13 protein-coding genes and 1 other RNA gene are annotated in these 14,811 nt (G+C 64.9%); 8 read left to right on the plus strand and 6 right to left on the minus strand.

The features are described from left to right. Positions 1-138: 138 nt before the first annotated feature. A complete protein-coding gene (mobQ, locus tag GGR62_RS01100; protein ID WP_184406074.1) occupies positions 139-2,112 on the plus strand; it encodes a MobQ family relaxase in 1,974 nt (657 codons plus the stop codon). Here the strand turns inward: mobQ and GGR62_RS21010 are convergent. Then, positions 2,109-2,636, minus strand: a complete 528-nt coding sequence (locus GGR62_RS21010; protein WP_260305279.1) for a hypothetical protein — start codon at positions 2,634-2,636, stop codon at positions 2,109-2,111. The genes mobQ and GGR62_RS21010 overlap by 4 nt on opposite strands. A gap of 898 nt (positions 2,637-3,534) precedes the next feature. On the opposite strand from GGR62_RS21010, the gene GGR62_RS01110 reads away from it, so the two are divergent. After that, a complete protein-coding gene (locus GGR62_RS01110) occupies positions 3,535-3,723 on the plus strand; it encodes a hypothetical protein (protein ID WP_184406076.1) in 189 nt (62 codons plus the stop codon). A 133-nt stretch (positions 3,724-3,856) separates the two neighbouring features. Here the strand turns inward: GGR62_RS01110 and GGR62_RS01115 are convergent, their stop codons facing one another. Together GGR62_RS01115 and ssrA are read right to left on the minus strand one after the other, a co-directional pair. Then, a complete protein-coding gene (locus GGR62_RS01115) occupies positions 3,857-5,248 on the minus strand; it encodes a site-specific integrase (RefSeq protein ID WP_184406317.1) in 1,392 nt (463 codons plus the stop codon). Positions 5,249-5,550: 302 nt separating this feature from the next. After that, positions 5,551-5,947: a transfer-messenger RNA gene (gene ssrA / locus GGR62_RS01120) on the minus strand. Positions 5,948-6,082: 135 nt separating this feature from the next. Between ssrA and GGR62_RS01125 the strand changes: the two genes are divergently transcribed. Next, entirely contained in the window at positions 6,083-8,536 is a 2,454-nt protein-coding gene (locus GGR62_RS01125) for a S8 family serine peptidase (protein ID WP_184406078.1), read from the plus strand. A gap of 146 nt (positions 8,537-8,682) precedes the next feature. On the opposite strand, the gene smpB is transcribed toward GGR62_RS01125, so the two are convergent. Further along, entirely contained in the window at positions 8,683-9,186 is a 504-nt protein-coding gene (smpB, locus tag GGR62_RS01130; protein WP_184406080.1) for an SsrA-binding protein SmpB, read from the minus strand. A 60-nt stretch (positions 9,187-9,246) separates the two neighbouring features. Between smpB and GGR62_RS01135 the strand changes: the two genes are divergently transcribed. Beyond that, complete coding sequence (locus tag GGR62_RS01135) at positions 9,247-9,678, plus strand: type II toxin-antitoxin system RatA family toxin (RefSeq protein ID WP_184406082.1); 432 nt, start codon at positions 9,247-9,249, stop codon at positions 9,676-9,678. Between the two features lie 2 nt (positions 9,679-9,680). Further along, entirely contained in the window at positions 9,681-9,950 is a 270-nt protein-coding gene (locus tag GGR62_RS01140) for an RnfH family protein (protein WP_184406084.1), read from the plus strand. Positions 9,951-10,231: 281 nt separating this feature from the next. Here GGR62_RS01140 and bamE read toward each other — a convergent pair whose 3' ends face one another. After that, positions 10,232-10,627 carry an outer membrane protein assembly factor BamE gene (bamE, locus tag GGR62_RS01145; protein ID WP_184406086.1) on the minus strand — a complete coding sequence of 132 codons (396 nt, stop codon included), beginning with the start codon at positions 10,625-10,627 and terminating at the stop codon, positions 10,232-10,234. Between the two features lie 104 nt (positions 10,628-10,731). Between bamE and fur the strand changes: the two genes are divergently transcribed. Beyond that, positions 10,732-11,142 (plus strand): ferric iron uptake transcriptional regulator, encoded by a 411-nt coding sequence (gene fur, locus GGR62_RS01150; protein ID WP_005988392.1) that lies wholly within the window; start codon positions 10,732-10,734, stop codon positions 11,140-11,142. A 109-nt stretch (positions 11,143-11,251) separates the two neighbouring features. Here the strand turns inward: fur and recN are convergent, their stop codons facing one another. Beyond that, positions 11,252-12,916: a DNA repair protein RecN gene (gene recN / locus GGR62_RS01155; protein WP_184406088.1), complete on the minus strand. Its 1,665-nt coding sequence runs from the start codon at positions 12,914-12,916 to the stop codon at positions 11,252-11,254. 116 nt (positions 12,917-13,032) lie between these two features. On the opposite strand from recN, the gene hrcA reads away from it, so the two are divergent. Both hrcA and grpE read left to right on the plus strand, forming a co-directional pair. Continuing rightward, a complete protein-coding gene (hrcA, locus tag GGR62_RS01160; protein ID WP_184406090.1) occupies positions 13,033-14,085 on the plus strand; it encodes a heat-inducible transcriptional repressor HrcA in 1,053 nt (350 codons plus the stop codon). A 99-nt stretch (positions 14,086-14,184) separates the two neighbouring features. Next, the gene (gene grpE / locus GGR62_RS01165; RefSeq protein WP_184406092.1) at positions 14,185-14,703 is read left to right on the plus strand and encodes a nucleotide exchange factor GrpE; all 519 of its coding nucleotides are present in this window, start codon (positions 14,185-14,187) and stop codon (positions 14,701-14,703) included. Positions 14,704-14,811: the final 108 nt, after the last annotated feature.

Here is a 14,811-nt window from a genome sequence, read left to right on the forward strand (position 1 = left end):
GCACTAATGGTTTTCCCCTTCGGGGAAAACCGTGCGGTCAGGGGCTACGCCCCCGACACCCCGCGAACGCCTTCGGCATTCGCTGCCCCCCATTTCTCGCCCCCCAGGGGGCTGCGATAAAACCCTTTCACCGCTGCCATGGCCATTTTCCATTTCGCCGTAAAAAGCCTTTCCAGAGGCAAAGGGCACAGCGCTTCGGCCGCTGCTGCTTACCGCGCGGGCATTGCACTGGAAGACCCAAGCACTGGTTTGCGACACGACTACACGCGTCGCGCCGGAGTCGTGTCCGTGGACATGCTGGCGCCCGATGGTGCGCCGGCATGGGCACAGGACCCGGCGCAGTTGTGGGCAAACGTGGAAACCCACGAAACGCGCAAAAACGCGCGGGTGGCACGCGAGGTCGTCATTGCCTTGCCGCATGAACTGGACGCCGAGCAACGCCGCGACCTGGCGGGGGACGTCGGCCGGTTGCTGGTCGAACGCTACGGAGTGGCCGTCCAAATCGCCATCCACGCCCCGGACAAGGGTGGGGACGACCGCAACCACCATGCCCATTTGTTGATGACGCCCCGCACCGTCGGGCCGGAGGGGTTTGGTGCCTACGCCGCCAAAGCCTACGACGACTTCAAGGCAGGCCCTGAAGAAATCAAGGCCATGCGCGCCGAAGTCGCCGGGCGCTTCAACCAAGCACTGGAACGCGCCGGCCTGGCCGCGCGCGTGGACCATCGCCCCTTGCTGGCCCAGAAGGCGGAAGCCGCGCAGAAAAACGACTTTGCCCAGGTTGTGGCCCTGGACCGCCCGGCCACCAAGCACGAAGGCAAGGCCGTGACGCAAGCCCGGCGACGCGGCGAGCGCTTGCCGCGCGCCCAGCGCAACGACCGGGTGAGGCAAGCCAGCCAGAGCCGGGCCGATGCCCATGCCGAGCGCTTCGAAGCGCTCAAGGCCCAAGCCGCCGCCGAAGGGCGGCTCCAGCACGTGGACGAGCAGGCCCTGCACGCCCAAGCCCTTCTTGACCGTCAACACGCCAAGCGGCCCCGCCGGGCCGCCCCCACCGAGGCCCCACGCCATGACCCCATCAGCCCCAGCCGCCAGCCCGGCCGCAAGCGTCGACCCCGCGCCCCCGCTCTCACCCGAGATAGCGTCGATGCTCTTGGAATCCGAAACCCAGGAGCTGGCCACGAGCGCGTGCCTGCGCTGCGCCCAGTCAACCGTCTTAACCCTGGCTTGGCCACGGGGGGACGACGAGCGCCCGAAGCCGGCGGATTTAGTCGTGTATTGCGCAGCGATGAACCGCGATATCAGCGCGCCGGTATTGCGGTGCTCCAGCTTCCAGTCCACGCCGTAACTGCAAAACCAGGGGCCGCCGTCCAGGCGCGTGCACAGCGTCCCGCTGCGCACAAAGCCGGGTCATCCATGCCCCGGCCGGCCGCTGGCGCGGCTGGTCAGCAGGGCAAGGGGGCAGCGGCGATTGAGCGCGCGTCACGAAAACACACACAGGGCAGGCAGGGGGAGACCATGGCCGTAGAGCAGACCGCTAAAAATTTGGACGAGATGATTGCGCTGATGTTCAAAGTGGCACGCTTGTCGCTTCAATCCGGCAACAGCAGCGCCACGCCTGAGCAACGTTCTGCCTCTCGCGCACTCCTCAAGTCCCACACAGACCTGCTCGAATGCCGGGCTGCACATGTGCAGGCGAGCGAAGAACGGCAACAGGCCCGGTTGGCCCGGCGCAGGGCCGTGGCCGACGCCAACACGTCCCCGGTGCCCGCGGATTTCCTGTCCACGGCGCTGCGCAAGGTGGGACGGCCTACCGCCGAAGACAAGGCTGCCCAGGCGGCGCAGGAACAGAAGCGGCAAGCGAAGGCGCAGGAGCAACAGGCTCGGAAGCTCCGCGATACGACCCGGGAGGCCAAGAACCAAGCCGGGGTGGCGTTCGAGCTGGCGCAGGCGGATTTTTTGACGCACTTCCCGAAGCACTTCCCGTCCACGCAGGAGCCAAAAGTGCCCGCTGTAGAGCAAAAACCGGCTTTGGAAGCGCGCATCAAAAGTCCCTTCATTGATGCCCCCATACCAACGGCGCAGCCCAGACCGCCCGGACCTGGACCGCGCTAATCCAATGTATAGCGAGGGTCGTTCTCGCCTTTGTGGTCCATGACTATTTGCCTCATCTGCGGGCTCAGCATCGACCAAGCGCGCGGGAACTCGTGCCGGATTGACTCTTTCGACTCATTCCAAAGAGCGATTATCTTGTCGTCCGAAAGGTGATTCCTTAAGGTCTCCAGCGCGGCAGGCCCCGCCATAACTGTCACGAACGAGCTTCGATTAATCGCCCAATCGTCACTGCTTTGAACGACGCCCGCGAAGTGTCCCGCGTCGGAGGGTGAGGTCCAAACATCGTGGTTGTGCTGTTCGTATCCACGGGCTAGCAGCATTGCAGTAAGACGGTCACGCTTCGCGCAGGCAGATTCATCGTCATGCCCGCCACGGCAAGCGTCCTGCGCTGGCCACCACTGTTGCAGGAGTTCGTCATCGCTGAGGGATTCAACTTTTCCCGAGGCGCCTGCCGACGTGATTGTTTCGCCGGCGTGCGCGGGGCCCATGGACGAGGCGGCCATAGCCGCCACGATAAGCAGCATTAAAGCTTTCCCTAACAAGTTCGCCTCCCTTTAGGAAATAAATAACGCCTCGCGCTTGACATCGGCGCGAGGCGTCATAGGTTTAATCCATGGCCCCCGAGTTTGACCGACTCGGAGGCGAGCAAGGTAGATAGCGCTACGACATGCCCAGGCAAGGCCCCTTGAGGCCACTCTAACAAGCCTGGACGGACCCGCAAGCCCTCCTTTTCTCTCCTCCGAATCTGCCAGCCTCTTGGGCCGTTGGTAGCCGTAACTCGGTGTCGGTGGAAAGACCGGCTGCGCACAAGGATATATGGGAACCCGCAAGGGCTTGGGTTGACCGCCACCAGGGTGCGCAGGCTTTGAAGCAGGGGGACCGGGCGCTGTATGGCCTGCAACCTGCGCCAACCAGGTAGTTCAAGCGTCGCAGAGGCGTGGGGAGTGCTCAATCTGGCCCCACTCGTGTGCCCTGTCGCGGTCCGACTATCAACGGTTTGTGGCCCAAGGATGGCAGCTAGGATGATATTTCCCAGCGACGGCTGGGGAGCGGGCAAGCCCACAGGAGAGACGCCACATAGTGGTGACGGGACCCTGAGCCGGCGCGGTTGGACCGCGTGAATCCGTCGTAGCGGTGTAGTCCTTCTATCACCGCGCCCGACTGTCGGGCCGTCCTTCGGGGCGGTAACCAACGGGGGCCAAGTCACCCCTGCCGCCTAGCGCGGAGGTCCTAGGGGAGACTTTGCCCTTCATCGTCGGGGGGAGCCGGAGGCGACCCCCAGGATGAAGGGCAAAGCAGGGGAGCTTAGCTAAGCTTTAAGGGGAAGAAGGGCAGGCCCGTGCAGGCTTTTCATGTTTCAGGAAAGCATATCGGCGCGCGCCGCCCCCTTGCGCATCGAGCCAAACGCGCTAAAAGCTGGGGATGGACAGTGCCACTCGCCGAGCCGCCGCCAAGGCGGCAGACAAACTTCTGAAAGCCGCAGGTTACGACACGCGGGGCAAGAACCTGCGCAAGACCATGAATAAGAAACGCAAAGCAGCCCACGTCGCCCGGCAGGGGAAAAAGACCGGGAAAATGCGTGGTGCATTGGCCCGCAAGGAGATGGCTTGACATTGCTGGGGGCTGTATTAGGTTTGGCATGTCGGCGGTTTCCCCGCATTAGCGGGGATGAATCGGATTGTTCACCGCCCTACGGGCGGTCTAGAGAGAAACTGCTTTGCCGGCCGACGCCCAAGACCCCCGCTCACGCGGGGGTTTTGCTTTTCTTGGCTTGGCGCGTTTTGACAGCGTTCTCCCTCCGGCGCTCGATGTGGGTCACCTGCTTGAAGGCCCGGTCAAACTGACCTGGCACGTAGGCCGGCAGCGGCACTGGTGGACCATATTCGTTCAACGCCGCAAAACGCTTGGGGATGGTGCCCGGGTTGACGTAGTGCTTGAGGCCGCCGGGCAACGTCAGGTCATGGCCTGTGATTTCCTGCACCACCTGGATGGCAACACCCCGCTCGTTGACCAGGTTGCTGACGATGTTGTGCCGGAAGCAGTGGAACGATTTCAAGCGGCCGGTGAGGCCACGCTTGATGGCATAGGAGCGGAACTGGTCGCCCATGGTGTCGCCGTAGCCGCCAGCCTCCGTGTGCTGGAGGTGCGGGAACAGGCGTTCAAATCCGGCGCGCTTCACGTCCTCGACGAACGCCAGGAACCCCGCCTGCAGCACGGTGTCGGACAAGGGGACGAAGCGCGAGGAGTGCGCGTTCTTCAGCCGCTGGTCCGGCCGCTGGGCGCGAATGTGGATGCCCCAGTGGCCCCCAACCTCGGCCACGTCATCGACGTAGAGCTGGGCCAACTCGTTGATGCGCGCGCCCGTGGCCACGCCCAAGATGCTTCCAAACCAGCGGTGCGGGTATTTGCCGGCCCACGCCGGGAAAACTTCGACATCGAACAGCGCGGCGAGCTCTGCGGGCGTAAATGGTTCGCGGGTTGGGGCGTCGGTTTTGGCTTTTGACCGGTTCATGATGGCCTTGTGCGGGGCTTTGGAAATAAGGGCCTCGTCGGCCTGGGCATTTAAGAACGCGGCCAAGTGGTCGCGGCGCTTTTCTTGCGTGCGCTCCAGCAATGTCGGGTGACCACCTCTCTTGGACTTTGCCAGCACTTCCTTAGGTGTAAGGCCGCGAAACACGGCTTTCTTACTAGCGTTGGCCGGGTAGACCGCCAACGCATCAAGAAAGGCCCGCACGTCCGTAGCCGTCACCTCTTCAATCGGCTTGTCGCCGCCCAGGGCGAGGAACAGACGCAGCGTGTATTCGGTATCCATGACGTTGCGCACGGCCCGCTGGGCTCGCCGCATGTCGCTGAGGTAGACGTCAATGCGCTCAGACAGCAGCGGTCCGGCGGGAGGCGCAGGCGGCGCCGGAGGCCGTGGGGGTTCCCAGCCGTGCATGCCCGCCATGAGCGGATCTTTTGCCGCCAGGGCGTTCAAGTCCTGCACGGTCTGCCGGAACAGCCGGCGGTCCTCGGCCGTGTTGATTTCCACGCCGCCGAGCGTCAGCCCGTTGGGCAGCCTCACTTGCTGGATAGTGAGGTCGTTGTGCCCGTTCTCGCGCACCCGTCGCAAGATGTCCTTGATGTCGTCGTTCACCATCGCCCCTGTTCGAATGGCTCGGAAAGACTCCGATAGTGCCATCGCCATGCGTGCAGCGACCAGCCGGGCGGCGTCGCCTCGGCCGGGCAGGGCGCGCACCAGGAAGCGGCAACCCAGCGCCGCGCGCAAATCCACGGGCACTAAGAAGCGGGCGTAGAGCCCGCTGGCGCGCTTCAACAAAAAAGGTTTGGGCAAAACGATACCTCAAACGATACCTTGAAAGGGTATCGTTTGAGGCTCGTAAATCACCAGAAAACCTTGCAAAATCAAGCCACTTACGCTAGATTTGCAGGTGAGAATGGTGGAGGTGGGCGGAATCGAACCGCCGTCCGGAAGCACTCCATCCCCAGCACTACATGCTTAGCCCTCCGTTAGATCTCATTCCCAGGCAGCACGGCTGGCAAAGCGCACCTGGAAACCAGCCTGCTTTATCTAACCGGTAGCTGACAGGCAGCCACTACCGATGGTTCCGTGATAATGACCCTACACCTACGAGCACGGGCACAAGTAGGTTCGGGGGTTCGCCTTAGGCGGCTGTAGAACTACAACTAAAGCTGATTAAGCAGCGATAGCGAAGTCCGAACCGTAGTTGTCATCGTTGGCAACTAAAAGTTTGCTGCTGGATTAACGAGGAAAGCTGCCCCCTCGGCATGCGCCAAGCGACTTCGCGACCCCCGTCGAAACCAGTGCACCCCCGGGGAAAGCATCAAAACGCTGACGTGGTCAGTGTAGGGATCGGCGCGCCCTGTCACAAGTGGTGAGATGCGCAGCGCTTACAGTGGCTTCAGTCCCGTACCTGACCGGACAGTTCGCAAACGAAGGAGCGACGCGATGGCGACCAGCAAACCCCCACGTCCGCGGCCGGCGCGTGTCGCGCCACGCAAGCCGACCGCCAGCGCCGATCAGCCCGTGCGCAAGCGCGCATCGCGGATCGCGCAGGCGAAAGCGAAGGCCGCTGCAGCGGCCCGCGTCCAGGGTAAGGCGCGCACGGTGATCTACATCCACGGCATCGGCAACAAGCCGCCGGCCGAGGTGCTGCGCTGCCAGTGGGACAAGGCCTTGTTCGGGCGGCCGATGGGCGAGCGCACGCGCTTGGCGTACTGGGTCAATCGTGAGCGCTATCCGGTTGCCGAACCTGGAAGCTGCGATGCGCGCGACGTCGGCCCTGCGCTCAACCAGAGCGTGCAGAGCGCCTTGAGCACGCTTGGGCTGGTGCCGGGGGAGCAGGATCTGCATCTGCTCGCCGATGCGTTGGCGCACAGCGAGCAGGAGCGCGCCGATCTGCATCGGTTGCTGGACGAACTGGATGCCGCGCCCGGGCCATCTGCGGGAGGTATGCGGGCCAAGGGCCCGGTCGATGCGATCAACCGGGTGCTGCTGCGGCTGATTTCCGCCGCGCTGCTGCAGGACGTGCACGACCTGTTCTTCGTGGCCGAGCGCGCCGACCTGATGCGCGAAAGCCTGGCCCAGCGATTGCGCTCGGGCGGTGGGCCGTTCGTGGTGGTAGCGCATAGCCAGGGCTCGATGATCGCGTATGACGTGCTGCGCCAACTGCACGCCACCGACTGCGAAGTCACGCTGTTGCTGACCCTGGGCTCGCCACTGGGCCTGCCGCAGGTGCGCAGCATGTTCAAGCGCTGGACCGGCACGCGCAAGCTGCCGTTCCCCGCGTGCGTGCAGCGCTGGATCAATGTGGCCGACACGCGCGACCCGATTGCGCTGGACCCGGATCTCAGCGATGACATCGCCAATGCGAAGGGGCGTTTCGAAAATCTGTCGGACGCGCGCCTGAACCCGGATTGGCAGCGCAACGCGCATTCGGGCTCGGGCTATCTGTCGATTCCACAGGTGCGTGCGGCGGTGCGTGAGGCGGTGGGTGTCGGCTTCGATCAGCCGGTTTCCAATGCGGTGTTGATCAAGGATCTCAGCGAGCAACTGGAAGCGCACGGGGCCGAGTATCGGCACGAGGTGCTGATCGAGCTGGATCGTCGCGTGCTGGGTAACGACCCGGACGCGGCGCGGGCGCTGCTGTTGGCGCAGGTGCGTGAGGCCGCCGCGCGCACGATGGGCTTGAGTGGCGATGCGCTGGACGAGGCGATCGAACTGGAAGACGGCTTGCAGCGCTTCGTCTCGGCGCGGCTGACGCGTTACGAGATCGAATCGCTGCAGGACCGCTATCGCGCATTGGGATTCCGTCGCGTGTGGCGCGATGCCGGCAAGCGCGCGTTGATCCACGTGTCCGGCAATGTGTTGCATGCCGATGCTGCACGCACCGCCTATCGCGCGCGCGGTCAGCAGATCGGTTGGGCGGTGCTGGATACCGGTATTGCGGCCAGTCACCCGCATTTTTTCGTGGAGGGAGAGCGCGACACGGTGGTGGCGCAGTGGGATTGCACGCGGCGGGGCGCCCCCAAGCGGCTGACGCGTGCCGATGGCGATGCCTTTGCCAGGCTCGATCGACACGGGCACGGCACGCATATCGCCGGGATCATCGCCGGGCACGGGTGCGCGGTGATCCCGGATGCGCAGGGAAACCCTGGAAAACCGCTGGAATTTTCCGGCATGGCGCCCGACACCCAGCTCTACGGATTCAAGGTGCTGGACGATGCCGGCAATGGCCGCGATTCGTGGATGATCAAGGCGGTGCAACACGTGGCCGCGATCAACGAGCGCGCCGGCGAGCTGGTCATCCACGGGGTCAATCTGAGCCTGGGCGGTTACTTCGATCCAGAAAGCTATGGCTGCGGGTTTACGCCGCTGTGCAACGAGTTGCGGCGGCTATGGCGGCAAGGCGTGCTGGTGGTGATTGCTGCCGGCAACGAAGGCCTGGCGTGGTTGATGCGCAACGACGGCGATGCGTATCCGGCCAACATGGATCTGTCGATCAACGACCCGGGCAATCTGGAAGACGCCATCGTGGTCGGCTCGGTGCACAAGAGCAGCCCGCACAATTACGGCGTGTCGTATTTTTCTTCGCGCGGACCGACTGCAGATGGCCGCGGCAAGCCCGACATCGTGGCGCCAGGCGAAAAGATCGTCTCGGCCTATTACGACTTCGACCCGAACGACCCGGCCAGCCTGATGGTGGAGATGAGCGGCACCAGCATGGCCGCACCGCATGTCTCCGGTGTACTGGCCGGATTCCTCTCTGCTCGCCGCGAGTTCATCGGCTTCCCGGATCGGGTCAAGCAGCTCATGCTGGACACCAGTACCGACCTGCAACGGGATCGCTATGTGCAGGGCAGGGGAGTGCCGAATTTGATGCGGATGCTTGGGGCGACGTGAGGAATCGGGAGTGGGGAATCGGGAATCGTAAAGACGCGATGCTTCTCGCGGATCCAGCAATGCCCGCGTCGTGAACTAAAGTGAGGTCAACGCAGCGAGCCTACCCAGCTCTTGCGATTCCCCATTCCCCATTCCCCATTCCCCATTCACGCATCGCGATTATGCCGCCGCATCACACGCTGCTTGTCGCGCTGCCAGTCGCGGTCCTTGGCGGCGTCGCGCTTGTCGTGGTTCTGCTTGCCCTTGGCTAGCGCGATTTCCAGTTTGACCTTGTTGTTGCTCCAGTACAGCGCGGTGGGCACCAGAGTGTAGCCGTCGCGTTCGACGCTGCTCAGCACCTTGTCGATTTCCCGGCGATGCAGCAGTAGCTTGCGGTCGCGGCGTTCCACCGGCACGGTGTGGCTGGAGGCCTGGATCAACGGGGTGATTTGCGCGCCGATCAGAAAGATCTCGCCGGAGCGCACGTAGGCGTAGCCGTCGATGATGTTGGCGCGGCCGGCGCGGATCGCCTTGACCTCCCAGCCCTGCAGTGCCAGGCCGGCTTCATAGCGTTCTTCCAGGTGGTATTCGTAGCGCGCACGCTTGTTCAGCGCGATCGTTTTCGTGGCCGTCGCGCCGTTTGCTTTATCCTTGGATGGTTTCTTGCTCATGCCGCTATTGTCGCCGATTCGGCGTCGTCAAACGATCTTCCGCCTTTCACAAGTTAGCGAATGCCTACCATCCGTCGCAGCGCCCTGGTCGAACACAGCGCCACCCGTATGTTCGATCTGGTCAATGATGTTGCCGCCTATCCGCGCCGTTTCGGCTGGTGCGATGCTGCCCAGGTGCTGGAGCAGGACCACGCGCATATCGTGGCGCGGCTGGATCTGGGGCTTGGCTCGTTCCGCACCTGGTTCACCACCGACAACATCCTCGAGCGCCCGGAGCGCATCGTCATGCATCTGCGTGATGGGCCGTTCAAGCGGCTGGAAGGCTTGTGGGAATTTCAGGCGCTGGGCGAGAACGCCTGCAAGGTCAGCCTGACCCTGGAGGTGGAGACCAGTTCGCGTTTGCTGGGTCCGGCGCTGGCGCTGGGCTTTCAGGGCCTGGCCGATCGGATGGTCAACGATTTCGTGCGGGTCGCCGATCGCGGCGACGTCTGAGCGTGCGCGTCGAGGTCGTACTGGCCTGGCCGGATCGCTACAGTTCGGTGTCGCTCGATCTGGCCGATGGCACCACGGTGGCTGAGGCGATCGCGGCGTCGGGGTTGGCGCTGGAGCAGCCGCCCGTAGCGCAGGCGGTGCACGGGCTGATTGCGCGACCGGACCAGGTGCTGCGCGACGGCGACCGGGTCGAACTGCTCAGGCCGCTGCTGCTGGATCCGAAGGAGGCGCGCCGCCGCCGTGCCGGTCCAGGCAAAAAAAGCCGGTCCTGACGTCTAGCTGCTTGCCGACACTGCGACGCATGCACGGCGTGGAGCGAACTCTTCCGGGCACCGTTCTAAGCGGCAAGCGCGTCCGTTGTTTTGGGCAGGCGCACGTGGACGCGAGATGCCTGGCAACGGACGCGAAGTGTCGGTGTCGATGCCCGCACTGCAGTCATTGATCGACACATCTTTACCGGCTAGGCAAAAACTGAAAAACGCATCCGTTCAACGGGATGCGTTCTCCGGTTCGACCAACCCGCAGGCGATCGCGCAGTGCGCGAGCAACTGCATCAACGGCCGCGCTGCTTCTTCTTGTCGCGGGCCAGGTTGCGGCCGAACTGCTTGGGCGCCGACTTGGCCAGCTGCTCGTCCTGGGACGGGAAATAATCGCCTTCCCAGCGAACGACCTGCTCGTTCTCGAAGAACACGGTGAAATTCTTCACCTCGGTGTGCGCCAGACGGTCCACGCGTTGGGTGGACGTGTAGTCCCAGCGCTGCGAGTGGAACGGGTCGGGGATCGAGGGAGTCCCCAGCAACGCGCTGACCTGCTGCTTGCTCTGGCCTACCTGCAGTTGCTCCACGGCATTCTGTTTGATCAGATTGCCCTGGTAGATCGGCTGCTTGTAGATGATGCCGCAGCCAGCGGTGGAGAGAGCAACGGCGGCGACCAGCAGAAGTTTGCGCATCGGGGATTAAGTGCTGAGGAAATCACGCCGATGATACACTCCCCTCGGTCGCCGCGACCCGTTTGATGGCAGCTGGCGCTAAATCGCCAATGAACGGAGAACATATGGAAACCCACGACCTGCGCAAAGTCGGGCTCAAGGTGACCCATCCGCGGATGCGGATCCTGGAACTGCTCGAACAGAAGAGCAACCAGCACCACCTCAGCGCAGAAGACATCTATCGCCAGTTGCTCGACCACGGCGACGAAATCGGCCTGGCAACGGTCTATCGGGTGCTGACCCAGTTCGAGGCTGCCGGCCTGGTGCTGAAACACAATTTCGAAGGCGGTCAGGCGGTGTACGAGCTGGATCGCGGCGGCCACCACGACCACATGGTGGATGTGGACACCGGCCACGTGATCGAGTTCGAAAGCGAAGAGATCGAGGCGCTGCAGCGTCAGATCGCTGCCAAGCACGGTTATGAGCTGGAGGAACACTCGCTGGTGCTGTACGTGCGCAAGAAGCGTCCGCGCTGACCGCGAGCGCTTGTAGCGACAACGACAGGGCGGCTTCGGCCGCCTTGTGCGTTTGCCGCCATCGGCTGTCTCGGCACTCCCGATGGCGGCCGGCACTGCGCCCGGCAGCTCAGGCGCTCTGCAACAGCTTGCGTGCGGCCGCGCGGGCCTCCTTGCTCACTTCCACCCCGCCCAGCATGCGCGCCAGTTCTTCCTGGCGGGCTTGCGGGCCGAGCAGTTCGACTGCGCTCTGGGTCATGCCGTCCACCGGTGCCTTGCTGACCCGGTAGTGCGCGTGGCCCTTGGCGGCCACCTGCGGCAAGTGGGTCACGCACAACACCTGGCGCTCTTCGCCCAGGGCACGCAGCTTCTGTCCGACGATATCGGCCACCGCGCCGCCGATGCCCGAATCCACTTCGTCGAAGACCATGGTCGGCACGCTGTCCAGGCCGAGTGCGGCGACCTCGATCGCCAGCGAGATGCGCGAGAGTTCACCGCCGGAGGCGACCTTGCGCAACGCGCGCGGCGGCTGCCCGGCATTGGCGGCGACCAGGAATTCCACCCGTTCGGCGCCGTTGGGGTCCGGGCGCAGGGTCTCCTGCGGCTGCAGCTGGATCAGGAACTGCCCGCCGCCCATGCCCAGCTCGCCGATCAGCGTGGTGGTGGCAGCCGACAACGCCTCGGCAGCGGTCGTGCGGCTGGCGCTGAGGGCGTTGGCTGCAGTGCGCCAGACGTCGATTGCCGCCTCGATGTGCTTGTCCAGCTGCTGCAGGCGCGCGTCGGCGCCGCGCAGGCTTTCCACTTCCAGGCTCATGCGGTCGCGCTGGGCGGCCAGCTCGTCCGGGGCGACACGGTGCTTGCGGGCCAGGTCGTGCAGGCGGCCGAGCCGGCGCTCTATCGCCTCGAACTGGGCCGGGTCGGCCTCCAGGTCGTCGCGCACGCGGTCGAGCAGGGCCAGCGCCTCTTCGATCTGGATGACGGCGCTGTCCAGCAGCGCATCCACCTCGCCCAGGCGCGGCTCGTGCTCGGCCACGCGCGCCAGGTCGTGGCGGCTGTCCTGCAGCAGGCCCAGCGCCGAGGCACCCTCGTCGCCATTGAGCTGCAAGGCCACGCTGTCGCAGGCGCCGATCAACGCGGTGGCATGCGCCTGGCGGCGGTGATTGACGTCCAGCGCGGCGATCGCGGCCGGGTCCAGGTCTTCGCGTTCCAGTTCGCCGAGCTGGTGTTCCAGAAAGCCGATGCGATCGGAGACATCGCCCTGCGCGGACAGCGCATCGCGCTCGTCCAGCAAGGCCTGCCAACGCTGGCTGGCCTGGCGCACCTGTTCGCGCTGGGTGCCGTTGCGGGCGTAGGCGTCGAGCAGGGTGAGCTGGCTGTGGCGGGCCATCAAGGCCTGGTGTTCGTGCTGGCCGTGGATCTCCACCAGCTTTGATGCCAGTTCCGCCAGTTGCGAGGAGGTGACCGGGCGGCCGTTGATCCAGGCGCGCGAGCCGCCGTCGGCGCGGATGATCCGGCGCAGCTGGCATTGGGCCTCGTCGTCGAGTTCGTTGTCCGACAGCCAGGTCAGGCCCGGGTGCTGGGCCGGGAGCTGAAATTCGGCCGAGAGTTCGGCGCGGTCGGCACCGTGGCGCACCACGCCGCTGTCGGCGCGCAGCCCGGACAGAAAGCCCAGCGCGTCCACCATCAACGACTTGCCGGCGCCGGTTTCGCCGGACACCACGGTCATGCCCGGGCCGAATTCCAGTTCGGTGGCGCGGACGACGGCGAAATCCTTGATGGAGAGGTGTCTGAGCATGGGATCGAGTGTGAACGCTTTGGGGAAGCTTAGGGTGAGAGGGGCGGGCAGGGAATAAGACGCTTGCCAACCGCAGGGCCAGACATTATCTATGCCCAGTCTCACCGGATGATCCCATGCGCGCGTCACAGTCCCCAACGCTCGACCCCCGCGCACGCCAATTGCTGCGGACGCTGATTGCCCGCTACATCCGCGATGGCGAGCCGGTGGGCTCCAAGACGCTGGCCCAGCATGCCGGGCTGGACGTCAGCCCGGCCACCATCCGCAATATCCTGGCCGACCTGGAGGACGTGGGGCTGCTCAGCTCTCCGCATACCTCGGCCGGGCGGGTGCCCACCGCGCATGGGTACCGGGTATTCGTCGACAGCCTGGTGCAGATGCAGCCCCCTGGCGAGGAAGAGGTGCGGCGCCTGCGCGCCGAGCTGGCCAGCGGCAACGGCACCCAGTCGTTGCTGGGCAGCGCCTCGCAGATGCTGTCGGCGATGAGCCATTTCGTCGGCGTGGTCAGCGCGCCGCGGCGCGAGCAGTTCGCGTTCCGGCATATCGATTTCGTATCGCTGGATGCGCGCCGGGTGCTGGCGATCCTGGTGTTTGCCGACAACGAGGTGCAGAACCGGGTGATCGAACCGCGCCGGGCCTATGAGCCGGCCGAGCTGGAGCGGGTGGCCAATTACCTCAATGCGCAATTCGCCGGGCGCGCGCTGTCGGATATCCGCGCCAGTCTGCTGCGCGAACTGCGTCTGGCCAAGAACGAGATGGAGCAGTTGCTGGCGCACAGCGTGGACCTGGCCAGCGAGGCGCTGGTGCCGGCCGATGCCGAGGACATGGTGATGGCCGGGCAGACCCGCCTGATGGGCGTACAGGACCTGTCGGACCTGGACCGGCTGCGCGAGCTGTTCGAGGCCTTCGCCAGCAAGCGCGAGATCCTGCAGCTGCTCGAGCGCACCATCCAGGCGCCGGGCGTGCGCATCTTTATCGGCGAAGAGACCGGCATGGTGTCGCTGGACGACGTCTCGCTAGTCACCGCGCCATACACCGCCAACGGCCAGGTGCTGGGCGTGCTGGGGGTGATCGGGCCCAAACGCATGGCCTACGACCGGGTGATTCCGCTGGTGCAGACCGCCGCCCAGGTGCTGGGCGCGGCCATGGAACCGCCCGGCACGCGATAAGCGGTAGCGATCGATACGATCGTTTTGCTTGAAACGCGCGCGCGCGCCCACATACGGGGTGACGTTGGGGCGGGCGTTCCGCTTGCCCGGGAACTGCATATGAACCAAGACCACCCCGAATTCGACTCCGAAGACCTGTCCCAGAACCCACCCGAGACCGATCCGCTCAAGGCCGAGATCGAGGCGCTGCGCAGCGAGATCGCGCTGGTCAAGGCCGATGCCCTGCGCGAGCGTGCCGATCTGGAAAACCAGCGCAAGCGCATCGCCCGCGACGTCGAGAACGCGCGCAAGTTCGCCAACGAGAAGCTGCTGGGCGAGCTGCTGCCGGTGTTCGACAGCCTGGACGCCGGCCTGACCGCGGCCGGCACCGAGCCAAGCCCGCTGCGCGATGGCCTGGACATGACCTACAAGCAACTGCTCAAGGTCGCTGCCGACAACGGCCTGACCCTGCTCGACCCGGTCGGCCAGCCGTTCAACCCGGACCAGCACCAGGCGATCAGCCAGGGCGAGGCCGAGGGCATCGCTCCGGGCCACGTGGTGCAGGTGTTCCAGAAAGGCTATCTGCTCAATGAGCGGCTGCTGCGCCCGGCCCTGGTGGTCGTGGCCAAGCACGACTGATTGCCAGCGCCCGGCTGAACTGCCGGGCGCGCCGTTAGAACACAGATGCGCACAGATGGCTTGAACAGCTGCGCGCCACCCCCACATCTCAGCCAGACCCGGCGTCGC

Origin of the sequence: Xanthomonas sp. 3075 (assembly GCF_014197275.1) — a bacterium.
In the GTDB taxonomy this organism is placed as follows: domain Bacteria; phylum Pseudomonadota; class Gammaproteobacteria; order Xanthomonadales; family Xanthomonadaceae; genus Xanthomonas; species Xanthomonas campestris_B.